The sequence below is a fragment of the Ruania alba genome (assembly GCF_900105765.1).
GTDB lineage: Bacteria > Actinomycetota > Actinomycetes > Actinomycetales > Beutenbergiaceae > Ruania > Ruania alba.
Window position 1 is genome coordinate 991,014 of sequence record NZ_FNTX01000002.1, and the last position, 21,336, is coordinate 1,012,349.

Annotated in this window: 20 protein-coding genes; 16 read left to right on the forward strand and 4 right to left on the reverse strand. The window is 71.1% G+C overall.

All coding sequences use genetic code 11. From position 1 onward, the window contains the following. Positions 1-15: 15 nt before the first annotated feature. Positions 16-1,044, reverse strand: coding sequence for an LLM class F420-dependent oxidoreductase (locus tag BLU77_RS15010; protein WP_089773888.1), 1,029 nt, complete (start codon positions 1,042-1,044; stop codon positions 16-18). 431 nt (positions 1,045-1,475) lie between these two features. After that, positions 1,476-3,032, reverse strand: coding sequence for an HNH endonuclease signature motif containing protein (locus BLU77_RS15015; protein ID WP_089773889.1), 1,557 nt, complete (start codon positions 3,030-3,032; stop codon positions 1,476-1,478). 625 nt (positions 3,033-3,657) lie between these two features. On the opposite strand from BLU77_RS15015, the gene BLU77_RS15020 reads away from it, so the two are divergent. Continuing rightward, the gene (locus BLU77_RS15020) at positions 3,658-3,999 is read left to right on the forward strand and encodes a YciI family protein (RefSeq protein ID WP_089773890.1); all 342 of its coding nucleotides are present in this window, start codon (positions 3,658-3,660) and stop codon (positions 3,997-3,999) included. Positions 4,000-4,009: 10 nt separating this feature from the next. On the opposite strand, the gene BLU77_RS15025 is transcribed toward BLU77_RS15020, so the two are convergent. Continuing rightward, positions 4,010-5,473: a Na+/H+ antiporter NhaC family protein gene (locus BLU77_RS15025; RefSeq protein WP_089773891.1), complete on the reverse strand. Its 1,464-nt coding sequence runs from the start codon at positions 5,471-5,473 to the stop codon at positions 4,010-4,012. Between the two features lie 120 nt (positions 5,474-5,593). Here BLU77_RS15025 and BLU77_RS15030 point away from each other — a divergent pair, with 120 nt between their 5' ends. The 5 genes from BLU77_RS15030 to BLU77_RS15050 are packed head-to-tail and all read left to right on the forward strand — an operon-like array spanning position 5,594 to position 10,205. Further along, positions 5,594-6,130 (forward strand): helix-turn-helix domain-containing protein, encoded by a 537-nt coding sequence (locus BLU77_RS15030; RefSeq protein WP_089775852.1) that lies wholly within the window; start codon positions 5,594-5,596, stop codon positions 6,128-6,130. Between the two features lie 9 nt (positions 6,131-6,139). Further along, the gene (locus BLU77_RS15035) at positions 6,140-7,075 is read left to right on the forward strand and encodes a dihydrodipicolinate synthase family protein (protein ID WP_089773892.1); all 936 of its coding nucleotides are present in this window, start codon (positions 6,140-6,142) and stop codon (positions 7,073-7,075) included. Positions 7,076-7,078: 3 nt separating this feature from the next. Then, complete coding sequence (locus BLU77_RS15040) at positions 7,079-8,272, forward strand: NAD(P)/FAD-dependent oxidoreductase (RefSeq protein WP_089773893.1); 1,194 nt, start codon at positions 7,079-7,081, stop codon at positions 8,270-8,272. Further along, positions 8,269-8,556 (forward strand): (2Fe-2S)-binding protein, encoded by a 288-nt coding sequence (locus tag BLU77_RS15045; protein WP_089773894.1) that lies wholly within the window; start codon positions 8,269-8,271, stop codon positions 8,554-8,556. Before BLU77_RS15040 ends, BLU77_RS15045 begins: the two co-directional genes overlap by 4 nt. Next, positions 8,553-10,205 carry an FAD/NAD(P)-dependent oxidoreductase gene (locus BLU77_RS15050; protein WP_089773895.1) on the forward strand — a complete coding sequence of 551 codons (1,653 nt, stop codon included), beginning with the start codon at positions 8,553-8,555 and terminating at the stop codon, positions 10,203-10,205. The genes BLU77_RS15045 and BLU77_RS15050 overlap by 4 nt, the downstream gene beginning before the upstream one ends. A 5-nt stretch (positions 10,206-10,210) precedes the next feature. Here BLU77_RS15050 and BLU77_RS15055 read toward each other — a convergent pair whose 3' ends face one another. Further along, on the reverse strand, positions 10,211-10,747 hold the full coding sequence (locus BLU77_RS15055; protein WP_089773896.1) for a cupin domain-containing protein: 537 nt from the start codon (positions 10,745-10,747) through the stop codon (positions 10,211-10,213). Between the two features lie 152 nt (positions 10,748-10,899). On the opposite strand from BLU77_RS15055, the gene BLU77_RS15060 reads away from it, so the two are divergent. The 10 genes from BLU77_RS15060 to BLU77_RS15105 all read left to right on the forward strand — a co-directional run bounded on the left by BLU77_RS15060 (position 10,900) and on the right by BLU77_RS15105 (position 21,292). Then, complete coding sequence (locus BLU77_RS15060) at positions 10,900-12,528, forward strand: ABC transporter substrate-binding protein (RefSeq protein WP_089773897.1); 1,629 nt, start codon at positions 10,900-10,902, stop codon at positions 12,526-12,528. A gap of 4 nt (positions 12,529-12,532) precedes the next feature. Further along, the gene (locus BLU77_RS15065) at positions 12,533-13,615 is read left to right on the forward strand and encodes an ABC transporter permease (protein WP_089773898.1); all 1,083 of its coding nucleotides are present in this window, start codon (positions 12,533-12,535) and stop codon (positions 13,613-13,615) included. Then, positions 13,612-14,538: an ABC transporter permease gene (locus BLU77_RS15070; protein WP_089773899.1), complete on the forward strand. Its 927-nt coding sequence runs from the start codon at positions 13,612-13,614 to the stop codon at positions 14,536-14,538. The genes BLU77_RS15065 and BLU77_RS15070 overlap by 4 nt, the downstream gene beginning before the upstream one ends. Continuing rightward, entirely contained in the window at positions 14,535-15,551 is a 1,017-nt protein-coding gene (locus BLU77_RS15075; RefSeq protein ID WP_089773900.1) for an ABC transporter ATP-binding protein, read from the forward strand. Before BLU77_RS15070 ends, BLU77_RS15075 begins: the two co-directional genes overlap by 4 nt. Positions 15,552-15,636: 85 nt before the next feature. Beyond that, on the forward strand, positions 15,637-16,593 hold the full coding sequence (locus BLU77_RS15080) for an ABC transporter ATP-binding protein (protein WP_089775854.1): 957 nt from the start codon (positions 15,637-15,639) through the stop codon (positions 16,591-16,593). Further along, positions 16,590-17,861 carry an amidohydrolase family protein gene (locus BLU77_RS15085; protein WP_089773901.1) on the forward strand — a complete coding sequence of 424 codons (1,272 nt, stop codon included), beginning with the start codon at positions 16,590-16,592 and terminating at the stop codon, positions 17,859-17,861. Before BLU77_RS15080 ends, BLU77_RS15085 begins: the two co-directional genes overlap by 4 nt. Beyond that, positions 17,861-18,181: a TIGR04076 family protein gene (locus tag BLU77_RS15090; RefSeq protein WP_089773902.1), complete on the forward strand. Its 321-nt coding sequence runs from the start codon at positions 17,861-17,863 to the stop codon at positions 18,179-18,181. Before BLU77_RS15085 ends, BLU77_RS15090 begins: the two co-directional genes overlap by 1 nt. Then, complete coding sequence (locus BLU77_RS15095) at positions 18,178-19,206, forward strand: LLM class flavin-dependent oxidoreductase (RefSeq protein ID WP_089773903.1); 1,029 nt, start codon at positions 18,178-18,180, stop codon at positions 19,204-19,206. Before BLU77_RS15090 ends, BLU77_RS15095 begins: the two co-directional genes overlap by 4 nt. Next, on the forward strand, positions 19,203-20,891 hold the full coding sequence (locus tag BLU77_RS15100; protein WP_089773904.1) for a DUF885 domain-containing protein: 1,689 nt from the start codon (positions 19,203-19,205) through the stop codon (positions 20,889-20,891). Before BLU77_RS15095 ends, BLU77_RS15100 begins: the two co-directional genes overlap by 4 nt. After that, positions 20,888-21,292, forward strand: coding sequence for a nuclear transport factor 2 family protein (locus tag BLU77_RS15105; protein WP_089773905.1), 405 nt, complete (start codon positions 20,888-20,890; stop codon positions 21,290-21,292). The genes BLU77_RS15100 and BLU77_RS15105 overlap by 4 nt, the downstream gene beginning before the upstream one ends. Positions 21,293-21,336: the final 44 nt, after the last annotated feature.

Consider the following 21,336-nt stretch of genomic DNA (forward strand, 5'->3'; position numbering starts at 1 on the left):
TCGCGCCGGGAGCGATCAGTGGAGTGCCTGCACGAGGGAGGGGAGCATCCGCGGGTCTGTCTGCAGGATCAGCGTGGTCACGCAGCTCGCCTCCCAGCGGGCGAGCTGCGTGGTGATGTCCGACGGCGTCCCCACCAGCGCCACGTCCGTCACCAGGTCCGTGGGGATGGCTGCCGCCGCACCTGCTTTGTCGCCGGCCAGGTACTTCGCGGTCACCTCGTCGCAGACGTCGCGATAGCCGGCCCGGGCGATCGCCTCGCGGTGGAAGTTGGTGCTCTCCGAGCCCATCCCGCCGATGTACAGGGCTAGGTGGGGCCGAACCTGGTCAGCGGCGGTCTCCAGATCATCGCCAATCACGGCCGGTACCGCGGCGCTGACCTCGAACTCGCCGCGGGGCGACCGGGCGGCATCCCGGCGCGCGAACCCGGTCTCGAGGTTCTCCCGGTACTCGGCGTCGAGCGCGGGGGAGACGAAGGCGGGCAGCCAGCCGTCGGCGATCTCGGCCGCGAGGGCGGTGTTCTTCGGTCCCTGGGCGGCGAGGTGGATCGGCAGGTCGGAGCGCACGGGATGCACGGTGGAGCGCAGTGCCTTGCCGAGGCGCGTGCCGCCGTCGTGGGGAAGCGTGAAGTGCCGACCCGAGAAGGTGACGGGCGCTTCGCGGGCGAGCACCTGCCGCACGATGTCCACGTACTCGCGGGTGCGCTCCAGGGGGCGCGGGTAGGGTTGGCCGTACCAGCCTTCCACCACTTGCGGCCCGGACGCGCCGAGTCCGAGGATGAATCGTCCGCCCGAGAGGTGGTCCAGGGTGAGGGCGGCCATCGCGGTGGCCGTGGGGGTGCGGGCGGCCAGCTGCGCGATGCCGGTGCCCAGGCGAACCCGGTTGGTCTGCGACCCCCACCAGGCGAGCGGGGTGAAGGCGTCCGACCCGTACGACTCGGCTGTCCAGACCGAGTCCAGGCCGAGCTCATCGGCGGCTCGCACCGCCCCAGCGGCACCTGCCGGGGGACCGGCCGACCAATAACCCGTGTGGAATCCGAAGCGCATCCTTCATCCTCGCACTCGGTGCTCGGTGCTCGGTGCTCGGTGCTCGGTGCTCGGTGCTCGGTGCTCGGTGCTCGGTGCTCGGTGCTCGAGGTGGCAGCGCTCGGCAACCGGAGCGCGTCTGCCTCGTCCCGCGTACATCTCGTCACGGCGCACGCACCTCGGCTGTGTGGGGATGGCGTGTGCGCACCCCCACGTGCGAGTACGTCGGCCAATGCCGCTTCGCAGAGTTTGCTCGGCGGCGGCGCACTCCCCGTGTGCGGGTATGCCAGTCCTATGGGGCGTGCGGGTACGCCAATCCTGCTGGCGTGCTGGCGTGCTGGCGTGCTGGCGTGCGGATGTGCAGTGGCGCACGTCCGGTCGGCCTCGATGGTCGGGTAGCTGGCGTTCACCCGGCGTGCTCGTACTCAGCCCGGCTAGTCCTGTGGGGTGGCTTATTCCCGTGGGATGACTGGTGGTCCCGGTGGTGCTGGTTCCTCGGGTGGGAAGGCTGGTTGTTCGCAGGGTGGTGGGTGGTGGTAGTTGATGGGGTGGCCGCTGGGTGTGGTGAAGTGCCAGTGGTCGTGGTGTCGGGTGATGGTGATATCGCGCTGGTGGACCAGGCGATGGTGGAACCAACAGAGCAGGATGCCTTGGTGGGTGTTGGTGTGGCCGCCGCGGGACCACCAGATGCTGTGGTGGATCTCGCCCAACCCGGGTGGTGCGGTGCAGCCGGGGTGCTGGCAGTGCTGGTCGCGGGCCCAGATCGCTTTGGTCTGGGCGGCGGTGTGTAGCCGTTGTGCCCGGCCGACATCCAGGGGTTGGCTGTCGGGGTTGAGGATGATGCGGGTGAACTCGGCATCACAGGTCAGGTGGGCGAGTTCGGTGGGGCTGATCGGGGTGCCATCAGCCAGGGTCGCGGGTTCTGCGCCGACCAGGTGTTCGTGGTCGATGGTTGAGCTGATCACGGGTGCGGACGGGTCGCCCGGGCATCCGGGCGCATGCCCCGGGCCTTCGGCCGGGCCGGATGGCGTACCGAGTCCGGGCAGTGCGGGGGTGGTCCCGAGTGGGCTCCTGTTTGTGCAGGTGCAGCGGGGGCGCCGGTGATCACTGATGGGGGTGGGTGTGGTGGTCAGGCGGTGCAGGGTGTCGGCGGGGACGTGGACGAGCAGGTGGGGGCGGACCCGGGCTGTGGGTTGGAATTGGCCACTGTCGAGGACGTGCTGGGCGAGGGTGACCAGGGCGTGGGCGTTGCGCTGGGACGGGGTGCGTTCATCATCAGCAGCCGGCACCCCGGTGACGGCGGCGAAGGCTTGCTCCACGATGTGACCGTTGGTGTCATCGAGCCACCCGTCCACGCGGCGTCCTGCGGTGGTGGCCGAGACGAAGAGGTGCTCTTTGGCGGAGTCCTCACGCCAGTTCCGCTCCGCCGCCTCCGGGTCAGCCCGCACCGCCCAGGTTTTCACCAGTTTCGTGAAGGAGTCCGCATCCAACACCCGCGCCTGAGCCACGAGGAAGTCCTCACCCACGTCGGGGTGACTCAACCGTTCCCGCAGGATGGGTGTGGTGGTCGCGTGCCTAGCCAACGCAGCCGCATGGTCGCCACTGATCACCCCGGCACGAAGAGCCATGGTGGTGGCGGGCAGGTGGTCACGCAGGGTGCGGGACAGGTGCACCTGGCCACGTGCCTTCCCACCATGAGTCCCAGTGGCGTTGGCCCACCAGGACGCCATCGTGCGTGCCCCCGACACAGCCCACGTCCCATCGGCTTCGACCGCACTGACGGTGGCGGTGGTCAACGCGTCCAACCGGCGTCGCGCCTGCTCCAACTCACCGACCATGTCGGGCAGCACCGCGGAGGGCAGGTCGTGCAGGTCCGTCTCGAGCACGTCATCGAGCAGGGCGGTGATCACGGCCAACTTCCCGGGCGCATCGGTCTCGGTCAGGTGTTCGCTCAGCAGGTCCCGGACAGCCTCGGCCGGGGTGGTGCCCAGGTGGGTGGTGGTGCTCATCCCCGCCTCCTCACGGTCCCCCGAATCCGGCCCTGTTTCCTGCCTCACAGTCTAGAACTGTTGTTCGCCCCGGTCAAGGGTAATCGTTGGTATTGCAACGAAAAGTCCGACTCTGCCTGTGGATGAAGGTGCATCGGGTATGCACTTGTGGACAGGGGCCTTCGAGAGCACGTATCGGGTGCCGTCCTGTGGGCAACCTGCATCGGATGTTCGTGGTGCGTGGTGCGTGGTGCGTGGTTCGTGGTTCGTGGTTCGGCGTTCGTGACGTCTGGTCGAACACCGATCTCCAGCTACCGGCCTTGGGCGCAACCTCTCGGCCCACGTCGAGTCTCAGCGGCGGCCCCCGAGTCGAACACCAGCACGCGCTGGCGATGGAGTCGGTGAGCCGGCAGGGCGAATGCTCGGCGACCTCCCTCCGACGGGGACCTGCTGGTCGATCATTCTCGCGTGCATGGTCCTCTTGACCGCCCGAGCGCTCCTCGTGCCTCGACTACCCCTCGTGCCTTGACCACCCCTCAGGCACCGGAGCCATACTCAACCAAGCGCCACGAGCAGTGCCGAGAGCCATGTCCGTGGAGGCCCAAAGAGGGGCCGACCAGTGGCGCCCGAACAGAGGAGCCCATGCATGTCGAAGTACCTGATCTCGTTCCCCAGTGAGGCCATGGTGATCCCGGAGGGCGACTTCCAGGCCGTGGTCGACGACTCTCATGCCGTCATCGAAGAGGCCAAGGCGGCCGGCGTCTACGTCTTCGGTGGTGGGATCGACGAGGGCATCCCCCCGGTTCTCGTCGCCGGTGACGGCAGCGTCACCGAGGGAACGTACCCAGGGCACACGGCGCCGAACGGCGGCTACACCGTGCTCGAGCTGCCCTCCCGTGAGGCGGCGCTCGAATGGGCGGCCAAGTTGGCGGTCGCCTGCCGCTGCCCGCAAGTGCTCAGGCAGTTCGGGGACGATCCGGCGAGCTGACGGCTCGTCGTCAGGCAGGCACTGGTGCCTCGACACGCTCACGCACCGCCACGCCGTCGGGCCCTTCGAAGCGGCGCCCCCAACCGGTGACCACGGCCACGATCAGCACCACAGTCAGCGCGAGCGGGTACCAGGCGGCGCCGAAGATCTGCACGGTGGAGAGCTCGGGGGCGCCCTCGTGCCCGCCGGTCAGCAGCGCACCGATGAACAGGAAGGCACTGAAGACCGGGATCACGCAGGACAGGCCCATCGCGAAGCAGTCCATCACGTTCGTCCGCCGGTATGGGTGCAGCCCCTGCCGCGCACCGATCTCGTCCGCCACCGGCCCGAAGGTGAGCATCGAGGCCGAGTTCACGCCACCGAAGAGCACGGTGGTGGCGCTGACTCCGAGCCCAATCGCCGCCTCCGCGCCCCGCGGGGTTCCGGCTAGGCGGCCCCGTGCGAGCCCGTCCACGATCCGGTCCAGCACGCCGGCCGCACGCAGCACGCCCATGATCCCGAACACCGCGGTCACCAGACACACCGTCGGCAGCAGCGCGGACACCCCGCCGACCAGGAACCCGGTCGCATGCCCGTCCTCCACCCCGATCACACCGGACGGCTCCAGCAGGCCCGCGAGGAGCGCCGTCACGGTGCCCAGCGCCAGCCCGGCCGTCACGGCGAGGAAGATGTTGCGAGTACGGAACGCGACGAACAGCATCACGGCCATCGGGGCCAGCATGATCAGCCCGAGCGGGTTCGCGCTCTCGGCGAGTTGCGCCTCGTCCACGGCCGCCGCGCCACCGGCGCCCCCGAAGATCGCGAAGCCGACGGCGCTCAGTCCGGCTGCGACCAGGGCGTACCGCGCCCGGCTGGTTACCACGCCGCCGATGTCCGCGGCGCCCTCCTTGCGACGGAACCGCTGCGTGGAGGCGGAGATGATCGTGGTGTCCGAGATCGGCGCGAGGTTGTCGCCGAAGATCGCCCCGGAGACGATGGCGCCCGCGAGCATGGTCGGATCGGCGCCGAGCAGCACTCCGGCCGGGTAGAAGATGGGGAACGCGGTGAACATGGTGCCGATCGAGGAGCCCGTGGCCATCGCGATCAGGCAGCACGCCGCGAACGAGAACAGGGTCAGCACCGCCCCGCTCATCCCGGCCTGGTCGGCGATCCAGACGAACCCGCCGGAGACGTCCGAGTCCTTGATGAGCTGGCCGAGCATGCCGACCATGAAGAGCACCACGATGATCGAGACCGACGTCGGGCTGCCGATCCCCGCCATGACGGCGTCCCAGAACTTGGTGTAGCGCCGGGCCAGCAGGGCGCCGATCAGCAAGGCGATGAACCCGCCCGTGGCGAGCGCGGTCATGTCGAAGGCGTCCAGCACCACGAAGTAGAGCACGCAGAACGCACCGAAGATGGCTACCGGCAGGAACGCCATCGTCCAGCCGCCGCGGAAGGTCAGTGTGTCGTCCGTCTGCTTCTGGTCAGTCATTCGTCTCCACCTCAGGCTCCGCCGCGCACCGTCGCGCGCATGTCGCCCCGGACGGTACACCGCCCCTCCCTCTTGTGCAATCACACTGCACAAGTGCAGTGAGACTGTATGCTGGCGTGCATGATCGGGGGACGACTTCGCGACCTGCGCGCCGAGCAGGGGCTCAGCCTGCGCGCCCTGGCCGAACGGACCGGCCTCTCGGCCACTCTGCTCAGTCAGATCGAGCGGGGCAAGGCCGAACCCAGCCTGAAGTCGCTCCGGCTGCTCGCCTCGGTGCTCGGGCAGTCCGTCGGAGAGCTCTTCGACTCCTCCGAGTCCTTGACGGTGCGCGTCTCCCGACCCGGGGAGCGCTCCCGAATCACCTCCCCGCGCGGGTACATCCAGTACGAGCGTCTCGCCCCCAGCAACGGCCAGCTCGAGGTGCTGCGCGGGGTGCTCGCTCCGGGCGAGGTCTCCAGCGACGAGCCGTGGTCGCACCCTTCGATCGAGTGCGTCGTGGTGCTGACCGGCACGCTCACCGTGCATGTGGCCGAGACCGCTCACGAGGTCACCGCGGGGGAGTCGGTCACCTTCGACTCCCGCCACGCACACCGCTACCAGAACGTCACCGACGGTGTGGTCGAGTTCCTCGTCTCCGTCGCCCCGCCGTCCCCGTAAAGGAACACCATGGACCGCCACAGCATCGACTGGACCGGGTACATCCCCGCCATCACCACCCCCTTCAGCCGCGACGGCGCACTCGACCTGGACTCCCTCGCCGGCCAGATCGCCTGGATGCGCGAGCAGCGACTGCACGGCATCATCCTCGCCGGCACCAGCGGCGAGTGGTTCAGCATGTCCGCCGCCGAGCGTGCCGACCTGTTCACCGAGGGGGCCCGCGCCGCCGACGGGTCGATGTGGGTGATCGGCGCCTGCAACGCCTTCACCGCCGCCGAAGCGATCGAGCACGCCCACGCGGCCGAGCGCGCCGGGCTGGACGGCATCCTGCTCACCCCGCCGCCCTACATCGTGCCGAGCCGGGCCGAGGTGACGCGCTTCTACCAGGACGTCTCCGACGCCACTGACATCCCGCTGTGCGTCTACAACTGGCCCCGCGGCTGCATCGTGGACCTGGACACCGACACGCTCACCGAGCTGGCCGCGATCGAGAACGTGGTGGCGATCAAGAACTCCACCGGGAACTTCTCCCAGTTCCTGGCCGGGATGTACGCCCTCGAGGACTCGGTGCGCTACTTCGGACTGCCCACCAGCGAGCTCGGCGCCGACCTGGCCCTGCTCGGCCACGGCGACGGACTGATGGGCTCGGGCGCCCCGCTCGGCGCCGACCACTCCGACTACTGGCGTGCCATCGACGCCGGCGACCGGGAGCGAGCCGTCGCTCTTGGCGCCCGTGATCGCGTGGTGATGCACCGGTGGTTTCAGCCCGACTACGGTGCCAGGTTCGGCAACCAGCAGGCCATTATGAAGACCGCCCTGCGACTGCAGGGCGTGCCCGCGGGATACGTGCGCCGGCCCCTCCTCGAGCTCACCGACGACGAAGTGGCCATCATCGCCGGGACCTTGCACGACCTCGGTATCGAGACCGTGCCGCTGGCCGACTGACCGATGTCGGCGCACTACGACGCGGTGGTCATCGGCGGCGGTCTGCTCGGCTGCACCGTGGCCTGGATGCTCGCCCGAGACGGCGCCTCGGTGCTGCTCGCCGAGCGCGACGAACTCAATGCGCACGCCTCCGGGCAGAACGCCGGGAGCCTGCACTTCCAGCTCGAGTATCGGATGGTCGAGCAGGGGATCGAGGCCGCCCGCACGGCGGCCGAGGCGATGCCGTTGCACCTGGCCGCCGCCGAGCTGTGGGCCGGTCTGACCGACGAGCTCGGTGAGGAGCTCGGCGTTGCCCAGCACGGCGGGCTGATGCTCGCCGAGGACGCCGAGCAGGCGCGCGTGCTGGAGGCGAAGACCCAGCTCGAACAGTCCTGGGGCCTGGACGTGCAGCTGCTCGACGGGGACGAGGCCCGCCGGATCGCCCCGTACCTTTCCGGCGAGGTGGTGGCCGCCGCGTACTGCCCGATCGAGGGCAAGGCTGACACCCGGATCGCCGCCCCCGCCTTCGCGCGGGGCGCCATGGGCGCCGGTGCGCAGGTGCGCACCCGGACCGAGGTGGTTGCCCTACGCAGGTCTGGCACCTCGTGGCTGGTGGAGCTGGAAACGCCCGACGGCGAAGGTGCTGACGAGCGGGTGGTGACGGACGCCGTCGTGCTCGCTGCGGGGGTGTGGACCGGCGAGCTGGGCGCACTGATCGATGCCAGCCTTCCGACCATCCCGATGGCGCTGACGATGACCGCCACGACCGCGCAAAAGCCCACGATCGGGCACCTGGTGCAGCATGCCGGGCGGCGGCTCTCCCTCAAGCAGGCCAGTGCGGGCAACGTGCTGATCGGGGGCGGGTGGCCGGCCCGGCTGCTCACCGACGCCGCCGGACGCCCCGACTTCCGCCGGCGCCCGGAGCTGATCGCCTCCTCGGTGGCCGGCAACCTCGCTGCCGCGGTGCGGGCCGTGCCCTGGGTGGCCTCCGTTCCCGCGCTGCGCACCTGGGTGGGCACCACCACCGTGACCCCGGACCAGCTGCCACTGGTGGGTGCGGTCCCGGGGAACGCCGGGGTGTTCGTGGCGACCGGCGGCTCCGCTTTCACGTTGGGACCGAGCTTCGCGCAAGTGATCGCCGACCTGGTGCAGCACCGCCCGCCCGGCCACGACCTGAGCCCGTACGACCCCGCCCGGTTCGGCAAGGAGGCAGCGTGAGCAGTTTTCGGCGCCTGGATGTGCGGCGTGGGGCGCCCGTGCAGGTCACCGTGGACGGCGCGCAGGTTCAGGCACACCAGGGGGAGACAGTGGCGGCCGCCCTGCTCGCCGCCGGTGTGGACGAGTTCCGTCGAACCTCTGCCGGTGACCCACGCGCCCCCCTGTGCCACATGGGCACCTGCTTCGAGTGCGTGCTCACCGTGGACGGCGCGCCGCTCACCCGCGCCTGCCTCACGCCGGTGCGCGACGGGATGATCGTGGACCGAGAGGTGGGGCAGCCGTGACGGCGGTGACGATCGTCGGGGCCGGACCGGCTGGGCTCGCTGCGGCCGAGGTGCTGGATGCCCACGACGTGCCGGTGCTGCTGGTGGACGAGCAGCCCCGTCCCGGCGGGCAGATCTTCCGGCAACCCCCAGCCAGCTTCCCCGGAGCGGAGGCCACCTACACGGCCGGCTACGGCTGGGGCAGGGACCTGGTGACCGTGCCGGAGCGGCCGGGTATCAGGTTCGCCGGCTCCACCACGGCGCTCGGCGTGCTGCACGAGCGAGCCGACGAGGGCGGGCACGGGTTGGTCGCCGGACCGGCCGGACCGCGCACCGGGCCGGACCGGCTCAGCGTGGTGCTCCGGGGACCGGACGGAGTGCGCTCGCACGAGACCGCCGCGCTGCTGGTGGCGACCGGCGCCTACGACATGCCTGTCCCGATGCCCGGCTGGACCTTGCCCGGGGTGGTGATGGCCGGTGCCGCGCAGGCCATGGTGAAGAGCCAGAAGATGGTGCCGCCCGGCCCGATCGTGCTCTCCGGCGCCCACCCGTTGCTGCTAGTGGCGGCCGACCAACTGCTCCGCTCCGGCGCCGAGATCTCCGAGCTGGTGCTCACCCGCGGCCTGCCCGGACCGCGTGAGGCCTGGGCGGCGCTCCCGGCCGTGCCCGGTCATGTGGCGATGCTCGCCGAGCTCGGGACCGCACTCGCCCGGCTGGTTCGTGCGGGGGTGCGGATCAGCACGCACAGCACCGTGGTGAGCGCCTCTGGCGCAGACCGGGTGGAGGCCGTGCAGATCGACCGGCTGGATCCCCACGGCAGGCCGAGCGGGCGTCCACGAACCGTCGAGGCCGCCACGCTCGTGCTCGGGTACGGCTTCCAGCCCTCCACCGAGCTGGCCCGGCAGGCGCGGTGCCGTCTGCACCACAACGCCAAGGCCGGTGGCTGGGTGGTGGACCACGACGGCACCGGCCGCACCACCGCACCTGGGGTCTATGTGGCCGGCGAACCGACCGGTGTGGCCGGGGCCGAGGCCTCACGTGCCGAGGGTGTGCTCGCCGCGCTGTCGATCGTGGCCGACCTGGGTCGCCCCGTGGCCGCCACGCGGTGGCGCGACGCCCGGCGGGGCGTGCGTGCTGCGGCCCGGTTCGCCCGCGTGGTCCAGGACCTGTTCCAGGTGCCGTCGGCGCTCCTGGATTCCCTCGCCACCGAGGAGACGGTGGTGTGCCGCTGTGAACGGGTCAGTGCCGGGGACCTGCGGAGCACGCTGGATCGGAATCCGCAAATGACCACCGTCAGTGCCGTGAAGCTCGAGTGCCGGGCAGGCATGGGCCCCTGCCAGGGGCGCTACTGCGAGGCCAGCGTGAGCCGTGCGCTCTGCGCGGCGCGAGGGCGCCGCCCGGATCAGGCCGGGTATGCCGCGGCACACCTGCCGATCAAGCCGGTCCTGGTGCGCGATCTCGCCGCGCTCGCCACGGATTTGCTCGCTACCAACCCCGACGCCACCGACCACCTCGCCACCAACCCCGACGGCGAACGCAACGTTGTGCGGCGTCCACCCGCTCAGGAGCCGCACAACGTTGCGTTCGGCGGGGTGGGGGATGGTGCGCTCGACGGGGTGGGGGATGGGCATACCGACCCGGACGCTCCTGCATCAGGTGGGGTGCGCTGATGACCTCAGGGGGTGGGCGGGGTGACCGCGAGGATGATCTGCGCGCCGGCGTCGGTGTTGTTGGCGAACAGGTGCGGCAGCCGCGAGTCGAAGGTGATCGACTCGCCGGTGGACACCACGTAGTTCTGCCCGTCCACCGTGGCGGTGATCTGCCCGGCCAGCACGTAGACGCATTCGGTGGAGACGTGCCCCCACGGTTCGGCGGCGCTCCGGTCCCCAGGTGCCAGGTCGGCGCGCAGCACCTCCAGGTCGCCGCGCCCGGGAGTGAGGCGCTCGTAGGTGATCTGCCCGGCCGGCGCCTGCATCCGGAACCGCTCCCCGGCCCGCGAGACGTGCACCGGCGGCGCGTCCGGTTCACGGAAGAGGTCCGCGAGGTCGGACTCGAACACCTTCGCCAGCTTGCGCAGGGTCTCGACGCTCGGATCCGTCTTGCCGTTCTCGATCTGACTGAGCAGCGCCACGGACAGCCCGGTGCGCTCGGCCAGCGAACGCAGGGTCAGCGACCGCGCACGGCGCAGCACTCGCAGACGATCACCGATCACAAGCCCTCCCGTGTTTCATTTCGATGAACATTTTCACCAAGGCTATACACTGGCCGCGATTGCATGGTCTCATACCGGCAATCGGAGCCACCGGAGTATCGACCACGCTGACCCAGCGACGAGGCCGGCACGGTCGACTGAATGGAGACATCATGGGAGCGCGACCTGGACGCGTCGGAGCGGCCGTAGCCGTTGCCGCCGCCCTGACACTGACGGCATGCACGGCCGGTGGGAGCGGAAGCGGCGGCGGAGCCGGCGGTGGTGATTCCGACGACGGCGGTGCCACCCAGGGCGGGACTCTCACCGTGAGCACGTCCTTCGTGGTGAACAGCCTGGACCCCGGTCAGGTGTACGAGGCGACCGGTGCCCTGGCCGTGCACGCCATGTACGACACGCTCGTCACGTTCGAGGGCTCCGACGTGACCACCCCGGTGCCGCTCCTCGCCGAGTCGTGGGAGGTCAACGACGACGCCACCGAGTTCACCTTCACGCTCACCGATGGCGCCGTCTTCTCCGACGGGTCCCCGGTCACGGCAGAGGACGTCGTGTTCAGCATCAACCGGCTGCACAACCTGCAGGGCAGCCCCGCGGTCACCGTCGAGGGCCTCGCGGCCAGCTCGCCGTCCGAGGGCGTGGTCGTGGTGACCAGCGAGCAGTCCAACCCGAGCGTGCCCACGATCCTCGCCATGCCTGCGGCCGGCATCCTGAACGCCGAGGCCACCGAGGCCGAGGGTGGCACCGCCGCCGAGGACGCCGCCAGCGTGGACGCCGCCACCGACTTCCTGAACGGCGCCTCCCTCGGTTCGGGCCCGTACATGCTGGACTCCTTCGACCCGGCGTCCGAGATCGTCCTGACGGCGAACCCGGAGTACTGGGGCGAGACCCCCGGATACCAGCGCATCGTGATCTCCAACGTGGAGGCGGAGACGCAGAAACTCACCATGCAGCGCGCCGAGGGCGACCAGATCGCCCTCGACCTCTCCGGTCGCCTGCTCGAGGACCTCCCGGAGAGCGTGCAGGTCTCCGCCAGCCAGGACACCTTCTACTTCCTCACCCTGCACCAGGACCCGGCGGTCTCGGAGATCACCTCCAACCCCGACTTCGTCCGCGCACTGCGTGCCTCGATCGACTACGACGGTCTCGCGGCGCTGTTCGGCGAGGACGCCCTCCCGGCCGCCGGGATGGTGCCGACCGCCTTCCCCGGGGCGCTGCCGGAGGTCGAGGCCCAGCAGCAGGACCTCGACGCGGCCGCCGACCACCTGGAGGCCTCCGGCATCACGGACCCGACCGTGGAGCTGATGTACCCGGCGATCACCTATCGCGGGGTGGACCTGGGCACGATCGCCACGAAGATCCAGTTCGACGCTGAGCAGGCCGGGATCGAAATCGTGCTCGACCCGCAGCCGATCGCCTCCTTCCTGGAGGCGCAGACCGCCGGTGAGGTGCCGTTCCGGTTCAGCCCGCAGTCGCTGAACTACCCGGTGGCAGCCTCCCTGGTGAACAACTTCGCACCGGGCCAGGCCAGCGCCGAGCGCACCGGTTGGACCGAGGACCGGGCCAGCGAGGAGATCATCGCCGCCGGTGAGGCGGTGCAGAGTGCACCCGACTCGGAGAGCCAGATCAGTGCGATCCAGGACTGGCAGCACCTGCTGAACGAGGAGAGCCCGTACGTGACGCTCGCCTACAACTCCGGCGTGGTGGCGGCCACCGAGACGATCGCGAACGCCGAGTACTCCCCGGCCGGGTGGCAGGTGGATCTGCGGGCGGTAGCGCCGCAGTGACCCGATGAGCACAGCCACTACGTCCACTGTCTCCCGCTCCGCGGCCCGGCGGCTCCGAGTCGGCGGGTACGCCCTCGGGGCGTACCTGCTCCGCCGGCTCGTGATCACCGCGGTGCTGCTGCTCGGCGTCACCGCCGTCACCTTCCTGCTGGTGCAGCTGGTGCCGGGGGACTCGATGACCGCCACGCTCTCCGAGGCGGCCCTGCAGGACCCCGAGATCGTGGCCGCCTACCGTGAGCGCTGGGGGCTGGATGAGCCCTTGCACATGCAGTACTTGCTGTATCTGCAGAACGTGCTCTCGGGGGACCTCGGCGTCTCCCAGCAGACCGGCCGGCCGGTCCTCGGCGACCTGATGACCTACGTGCCGGCCACCCTGGAGATCGCCGTCCCGGCGATGCTGCTCTCCCTGCTCATCGGCGTGGCGGTCGGCCTGTACGCGGCCGTCCGGCACGGCCGCGCCGGTGACCAGGTGGTGCGCGCGGGCACCCTGCTGGGACTCTCCACCCCACCGTTCTGGCTCTCCCTGGTGGTGCTGTACGTCTTCTTCTTCGTCCTCGGCGTCTCGCCCTCGGGTGGCCGACTGAGCACCTACTGGGTGCCGCCGGAGCAGGTCACCGGGGTGATGAGCCTGGACGCCCTGCTGGCGGGTGAACCGGCCATGGCGTGGGACGCCGTCCAGCACGCCGTGCTGCCGGTACTCGTGCTGACCGTGCTGACCGTGGCCACGCTCGTGCGCTTCGTCCGCTCGGCGATGCTCGAGGTGCTCGACCAGGACTACATCCGCGCCGCCCGAGCCAAGGGGCTTCCGGGCCGGACGGTGCTGCTCTCGCACGTGCTGCGTGCCGGGCTGGTGCCGGTGATCACGGTGAGCGGGCTCGCGTTCGCGGCGCTGCTCTCCGGCACGGTGCTGGTGGAGCAGATCTTCTCCTGGCCCGGGGTCGGGCAGTACGCCTACCGCGCTGCCGCGGCCCTCGACATGCCCGCCATCCTCGGCGTCAGCCTCTTCGTGGCCGTGGTGTACACGGTGGTGAACCTGATCGTCGACCTCCTGTACGGACTGATCGACCCGAGGATCCGGCTGTCATGAGCATCGAACCCCGTACCGACGACGTTGTGGCCCACACCGATGACCGGGTGGACCGCGCGCTCGGCCGGCGCCGCTGGGTGCGCCGGCTCCGCCTCTCCCAGGTCCACTCCACCTGGCGCCAGCCGTCTGTGGTGCTGGCAATGGTGCTGCTGGCTGCCTGGGTGCTGGCCGCGCTGCTCGCCCCGGTGATCGCCGGGCAGGACCCGATCGCCCAGTCCGGCGACCTGTACATGCCGCCCTCGGGTGCGCACTGGTTCGGTACCGACGAGCTCGGCCGGGACGTCTTCGCCCGGGTGGTGCACGGCGCCCGGCTTTCCCTCCCGCTCGCCGTGATCATCGTGGCCTGCGCACTCGCCATCGGCGGGTTGCTCGGGCTGCTGGCCGGCTACCTGGGTCGTGGCTTCGACGAAGCGATCATGCGGGTCACCGACCTGGTCTTCGCCTTCCCGCAGATCATTCTCGCGATGGCCGTGGCGGCCGCCTTCGGCCCGAGCACGCAGAACGCGGTGATCGCGCTGGTGATCGTCTCCTGGCCGGTCTACGCCCGGGTGATCCGCTCGGCCGTGCTGAGCATCCGCTCTTCGGACTTCCTGGCCGCCTCCCGGCTGCTCGGGGTCGGGCCTTGGCGAGCGCTACGCAAGGACGTCCTGCCGAACAGCGTGGGCCCCGCCGTCGTGCTGGCCACCCTGGAGCTGGGCAACGCCGTGCTGATGCTGGCGGCCCTGTCCTTCCTTGGCCTCGGCCCGCGCCCGCCGGCGCCGGAGTGGGGCGCGATGATCGCGGCGGGGTCCAAGGACCTGTCCATCTGGTGGGTGAGTGTGTTCCCCGGCCTGGCGATCCTCACCGTGGTGCTCGCCTTTAACGTGATCGGTGACGCACTGCGCGACCGACTGGACCCCCGCTACGCGAAGGGACTGTCATGACCGCGCTGCTCGAGGTCGAGAACCTCGGCGTCCACCTGCCCGGCGACATGCCCGTCATCCACGACGCCACCCTGCGCGTGGACGAGGGGGAGGTGGTCGGGGTCGCCGGCGAGAGCGGGTCCGGGAAATCGATGACGGCGTCCGCACTGCTCGGTCTGCTTCCTCCCGGGGCGCGCACCAGCGGCGCAGCCCGGTTGCACGGGGTGCCCGGGCCGGGCGGCACCTCCACGGTGGATCTGCTCGGCCTGCGTGGCGCGGAGTGGAACCGGGTACGCGGCACCGAGATCGCGATGGTTTTCCAGGACGCGACCGCCTCCCTGCACCCGATGCTGAGCGTGGGCCGCCAGCTCACCGAGCACATGCGCGTGCACCTGGGCATGGACAAGTCCGCGGCCCGCCGTCGCGCCGTCGAGCTGCTGGACCGGGTGCGCATCCCCGACCCGGACCGCGCCCTGCGGGCCTACCCGCACCAGTTCTCCGGCGGGATGCGGCAACGGGTCGCGATCGCCAGCGCCCTGGCCTGCCACCCGCGCCTGCTCATCGCCGATGAGCCCACCACTGCCTTGGACGTGACCGTGCAGGCCGGCATCCTGCGGCTGCTCGATGAGCTGCGCACCGAGACGGGCTTGTCGGTGCTGTTCGTCACCCACGATCTCGGGGTGCTCGCCTCCCTCACTGCCCGCTCGTACGTCTTCTACGCCGGCCGCGTGATGGAGACCGCCGCCACGCCGGAGCTGGTGACTCGGCCGCGCCACCCGTACACCGCTGCGCTGTTGCGCGCGCGCCCGCACGCCGATGAGAGCTGGGGCCAAGGGGCTCGCCAGCCGTTGCAGTCGATCCCGGGCAGCCCGGTCACCCCGGCCACGGCGCCGCCCGGCTGCCCGTTCGCACCGCGGTGTACGCACGCGATCGAGGAGTGCACGACGGCGGTCCCCACCTTGAGTGCAGCCGGTCCGCCCGGCCATGAGCTCGCCTGTGTGGTCCGCCCCGATCTGACGGAGGTACGTGCATGAGCGCGAGGAGCTCCCGCGGAGGTACGGCGAGGGACGAGGTGTGCCGGAGTGAGGCACCGCAGTGGTCATGCGAAAGGGGTACAGCATGAGCGCGCAGGCGCAAGCTGCCCTCGAGGTCACCGACCTGGAGGTCACCTTCCGCAGCCGTGGCCGTGGCACCGTGCACGCCGTGGACGGAGTGAGCCTGAGCGTCGCCCGCGGTGAGGTTGTCGGTCTGGTCGGGGAGTCCGGGTGCGGGAAGTCCTCCTTCGCTCGTGCCGTCGTCGGGCTGGAGCGGGTGTCCGGTGGGTCGGTGCGCTTGGACGGCCGCGAGGTGCAGCCGGTGGGCTGGCGGGTGCGTTCGGACGTGCGGGTGCAGATGGTGTTCCAGAACCCGTACTCCTCGCTGAACCCGCGGCGCACCATCGGCTCCCAGATCCGCGACGGCGTCCCGCCCGACGTGACCGACCCTGAGGCCGATGTGGCCGACCTGCTGGAGCGGGTGGGCCTGGGCGCCGAGGCGGCCACCCGGTACCCGCACCAGTTCTCCGGTGGTCAGCGCCAGCGCGTGGCGATCGCCCGGGCACTGGCGCCGCGGCCCGAGATCCTGATCGCCGACGAACCGGTGACTGCGCTGGACGCCTCCGCGCAGGCGCAGATCGTCACCCTGCTCACGTCCCTGGTGCGGGACCTGGACGTGGGCATGCTGTTTATCTCCCACGATCTGGCGCTCGTCCGCCAGATCGCCGACCGGACCGCAGTGATGTACCTGGGCCGGATCGTCGAGGACGGCGCCACCGACGCCGTCTGGGGGGACCCCGCGCACCCCTATACGCACGCCCTGATCGACGCCATCCCGCGGATCAGCGCGCAGGCCTCCCTCCCGGAGACCCTGGCCGGGGAGGTCCCGGACGCCGCACACGTACCTACCGGGTGCCGGTTCCGCCCCCGCTGCGCATCGGCCATGGACATCTGCGCCGAGGAGCCACCGGTGGTGCGGCTCGGCGACCGGCACACCGCGTGCTGGCTGCACATCGAGACCAAGGAGAAGCAGGACGTATGAGCACCAGCGAGGCCCGCGAGCCGATCGTGCTGACCCATTGCACCGTCTGGGACGGGTCGGCGGCGGCCACTCAGGCCGATCAGTCGATCGTGATCGGCGCCGACGGCACGATCGAGGCCATCGGTCCGCACGCGGAGGTGCTCGCGCGCCTGGGTGAGTACGGCGCCAGCGCAGCGACGCACGTGGACCTGGCAGGCGCCGTCGTGATCCCCGGCCTGGTGAACATGCACGTGCACCTCGGCCTCGGGCTGCCCGGCCCGATGCAGGATGCCCTGCACGGTTCCAGCGACGCCGAACTGGTGCTGCGGATGGCCGGGAACGCGCGCGAGGTGCTGCAGGCCGGGGTGACCACGGTGCGCCTGGTCGGGGAGACCCGGTACACCGACATGGCGCTGCGTACCGCGATCACCCACGGTGCCGTGGACGGACCGCGGATCTTCACCGCCGGGCACGCGCTGTGCTGCACCGGCGGGCACGGACACGACTCCGACGGGCTCGAGGCCGACGGCGCCGACGGGTTCACCCACGCCACCCGCGCCCAGCTGCGCGCCGGGGCGGACCTGATCAAGGTGTGCATCTCCGGCGGGATCGCCGGTGAGCACGAGTCCATCGACACCCCGCAGCTCACCGACGAGGAGATGGCCGCGGTGCTGCGCACCGCGCATGACTGGGGCCGGAAGGTGACCGCGCACGCCGGACCGGCACCGGTGATCACCCGCGCGGTCGAGCTCGGTCTGGACTGTGTGGAGCACGGGTACGAGCTCACCCGCGAGCTGTGCGATCTGATGGCCGCGCGGGGCGTGAGCTACGTGCCGACGATCACGGTGAGCCGGTGCGAGGAGTTCTTCCGCGCCAACCAGGTGCCCGAGTGGATGATGAACCGGGCGCTCGCGGCCGGTCCGCGGCACTGGGAGAGCCTGCAGCACGCCATCGCCGCCGGGGTGGAGATCATCATGGGCTCCGACATGCCGCCCCAGGCGCCCTTCGACGGGACCACCGCCACGGTCCGGGAGATCGAGTTCATGGTGGAGGCGGGGATGAGCCCGCAGGCGGCGATGGTCTCCGCCACCAGCGCCGGCGCGAACTGGTTGGGCCGCGCCGGGGAGATCGGAGCACTCGTGCCCGGCGCCGCGGCCGACCTGCTGGTGCTCGATTCCGACCCGCTCGCCGACATCTCCGCACTGCGGTCGATGCATGCCGTGGTGCAGGCGGGGCGTGCGGTGCGCGACGATCGAGGGATGTTGCACGCACTGACCGGGAGCCTGTGATGGACGAACGCCGCACCGAGCTGCACGACCTGCGGGTGGTGGTGGACCGGATCGAGGGCCGCTCGGTCTGCGGGATGGCGCCCGGGGACCACCTGGACGTGACCTGCTCGAGCCGGATCAGCATCCCGGAGGGCAAGCACTTCTGCCTGTACGCCCTCTCCGCGGTGCTGCCGCTGCTGCCGGCCGCACAGCGTGCGGTGGATCCCGGCGACTGGCTCGCCACCGACAACGAGGTGGCCTGCCCGGATCCCGACGAACGGCTGATCATGCGGATCGAGCGCACCGGCCGTACCAGCATCCCCACGGAGGAGCTCACATGAGTGTCTCGTTGACGATCGCGCTGCAGTCGGACAAGCACGCCACCGACTACGCCCGGCTCTCCCGCGCCGTGGAGGCGCATGGCTTCGACGGGCTCTCGGTGTACTCCGACCTGGGGTTCCAGCCGCCGATGGCGCCGCTGATGGTGGCCGCCGACGTGACCGAGCGACTGCGCCTGGGCCCGTCCTGCCTGAACCCGTACCTGCTGCACCCGGTGGAGATCGCCGGGCAGATCGCCGCCCTGGACGAGGCTTGCGGTGGTCGCGCCTACCTGGGCCTGGCGCGCGGGTCCTGGCTGCAGCAGGTGTGCGTGAGGCAGGACCGGCCGTTGGCGCACCTGGAGGACACCATCGAGATCGTCCGGCGACTCCTCGCTGGGGACGCCGGCGGCTACACCGGGCGGGCCTTCTCGATCGAGCCGGGGTTCCGGCTGCACTACACCCCGGTCCGGCCCGAGGTGGACGTGCTGCTCGGGGTCTGGGGCCCGCGCGGAGCGGCACTCGCCGGGCGGCTGGCCGATGAGGTGAAGATCGGCGGCTGCGCCAACCCGGACATGGTCGCGCAGATGCGGACCTGGTTGGACGCGTCGTCGGTGGCCGCCGGTCGTGGGGCCGGGGCGGTGGACGTGTGCGCCGGTGCGGTGACCGTGGTGGACGACGACGGCGACGTGGCACGCGGACTGGCCCGCCGCGAGGTGGCCATGTATGTGGACGTGGTGGCCGCCCTCGACCCCACCGTGGAGGTGGAGGAGGAGCTGCTCACCCGGCTCCGTGACCTGCTCGCCGAGGACCGCCCGGACGATGCCGGCGCCCTGCTCAGCGACGACCTGCTGGACCGGTTCGCCTTCGCCGGCACCCCGGCCCAACTGGTGGAGCACACGCTGCGCCTCGCCGACGCCGGTGCGGACCGGGTGGAGTTCGGCACGCCGCACGGGCTCACCGGCACCGGAGGGATCGCCCTGCTCGGCTCCCAGGTGGTGCCCGCCGTGCGCGCCGCACTCGGCGAACCGGAAGGACCCCGCGGATGAACACGCGCCACGAGGCGGTGCGCGCCATCGCCGACGACTACGTGCGCGCCCGCGCCGCCGACGACCCCGAGGCCGCGGCCGCTCTCGGCCAGACGCCGGAACTGGTGATCGCCGACCTGTCACCGGACGGCTTCGCCCGGCGGCACGCCACCGACGTGGAGGCGTTGCGCCGGCTCACCGCACTGGTCACCGAAGCCCCCGAGACGGCGGACGACCCGCTGGCCGCGGCCCTGACCGAACGCCTACGCAGCGACATCGCCCTGGACGAGGTGGGCTTCACCCGCCGGCTCCTCGCCCCACTGGCCACCCCGGTGCACCAGGTACGGCAGGCCTTCGACGACCTGCCCCGCTCCAGCGAGGACGACTGGCAGCGCGTGGCCCGGCACCTCGAGCACGTCCCGACGGCGTACGCCCAGTTCCGTGAGACCCTCACCGCCCAGGCCGCCTCGGGGAACATCGTGGCGGTCCGGCAGGTGCGCACCGTGGCCGAGCAGTGCCGCCGCTGGGTGGACCAGGGGTACTACCCGGGTGTGGTCGCCGGCTACGAGGGCGGGGGCGCCACGGCGGCCCGGCTCGCCAGCGGCGCCGAGCGGGCCGTGGAAGCCACGGCGTCGTTCGCTCAGTACCTCGAGACCGAGCTGGCGCCTGCCGCTCCGGTGACCGACGCCGTCGGGCGGGACACCTACACGTGCACCAGCCAGGCGTTCCTCGGCGCGAGTGTGGACCTCGATGAGCTGTACGACTTCGGGTGGGAGCTGATCGACGAGCTGCGCGGGCGGGCCCGCGCCCTGGCCACCGAGATCGTCGGCACCCCGGACGTGGCGGCAGCGGTGGCGGCGCTCGATGCTGACACCGACGGCCGAGTCGCGGTCGGGGACGAGCTGCAGGGCTGGCTGCAGGGCCGCATCGACGAGACCATGTCGGCGATCGACGGGGTGCTGGTGGACGTGCCCGCCCGCACCCGCCCGGTGGAGGCGATGCTCACCACCGCGGCGTCGGGGGTCATGTATTACACCCCGCCGGATGCGCAGCTGACCCGCCCCGGGCGGGTGTGGTGGACGGTGCCGGAGGGGACCGAGAGCGTCGCTACCTGGCACGAGGTCAGCACTGTGCACCACGAGGGGGTGCCCGGCCACCACCTGCAGCACGCCGTCACCTACGCCATGGACGACCTGCACCCGTGGCAGCGGCTGCTGTGTCACGTGCACGGCTACGCCGAGGGATGGGCGCACTACGCCGAGGAGCTCGCCGGCGAGCTCGGGCTGCTGCGCACCCCGGGAGAGGAACTCGGCATGGTGTTCGCCCGGTTGTGGCGCGCCTGCCGGATCGTGATCGACATCGGCCTGCACCTGCAGTTGCCGATTCCCGTCGGTGCCCCCGGGCTGCCGGACGGAGCGCGGGAGTGGACGCCGGAGCTCGGCGCCCAGATGCTCACCGAGGTCGCGCAGGTGGACCCGGTGACCGCCGGGTTCGAGGTGGACCGCTACCTCGGCTGGCCCGGTCAGGCGCTCGCGTTCGCCGTGGGGGCGCGGCTGTGGCGGCAGACCCGGCAGAGCGTGCAGGCACGCACTGGCGCCGCTTTCGACCTGCGCGAGTTCCACACCGCCGCGCTGCGGCTGGGCCCGATGGGGCTGGGGCCGCTGCGGGCAGCACTGACCCGAACCTTCACCGAGGAGCAATCATGACCGAACCGCGAGCCGATCACGACGGTGCGGTCGCCGAGACCATCGGGTCGCTGTACCGGGCACTGGGGGACAGGGCGGCCTTCGACGCCCACCTCGCCGAGGACATCACCATCTGGGAGTCCGACGCCCCGGACCTGATCGATGGCGTGAGCGGGCTGGACGCGCTGCGCGACGAGCGCGCCGGCCGGGCCCAGGCGGCCGACAGTGCGGCACCGGCCTGGGTGGCCCCGGAGGACATCCGGGTGGACCGCTGGGCCGACGCCGCGGTGGCCCGGTTCGTGCTGCGAGCCCACTATCCCGATCGCGAGGACGAGACCTTCCGGGTCACCGACGTGCTCACCCCGATCGAGGGCCGGTGGCGCATCGTGCACCACCACGCTGAGCGCTACCCCCACCCCTGACCGCGAGTGCGGCCCATCTCGCTCAAATCGCGAGATATAGCCGA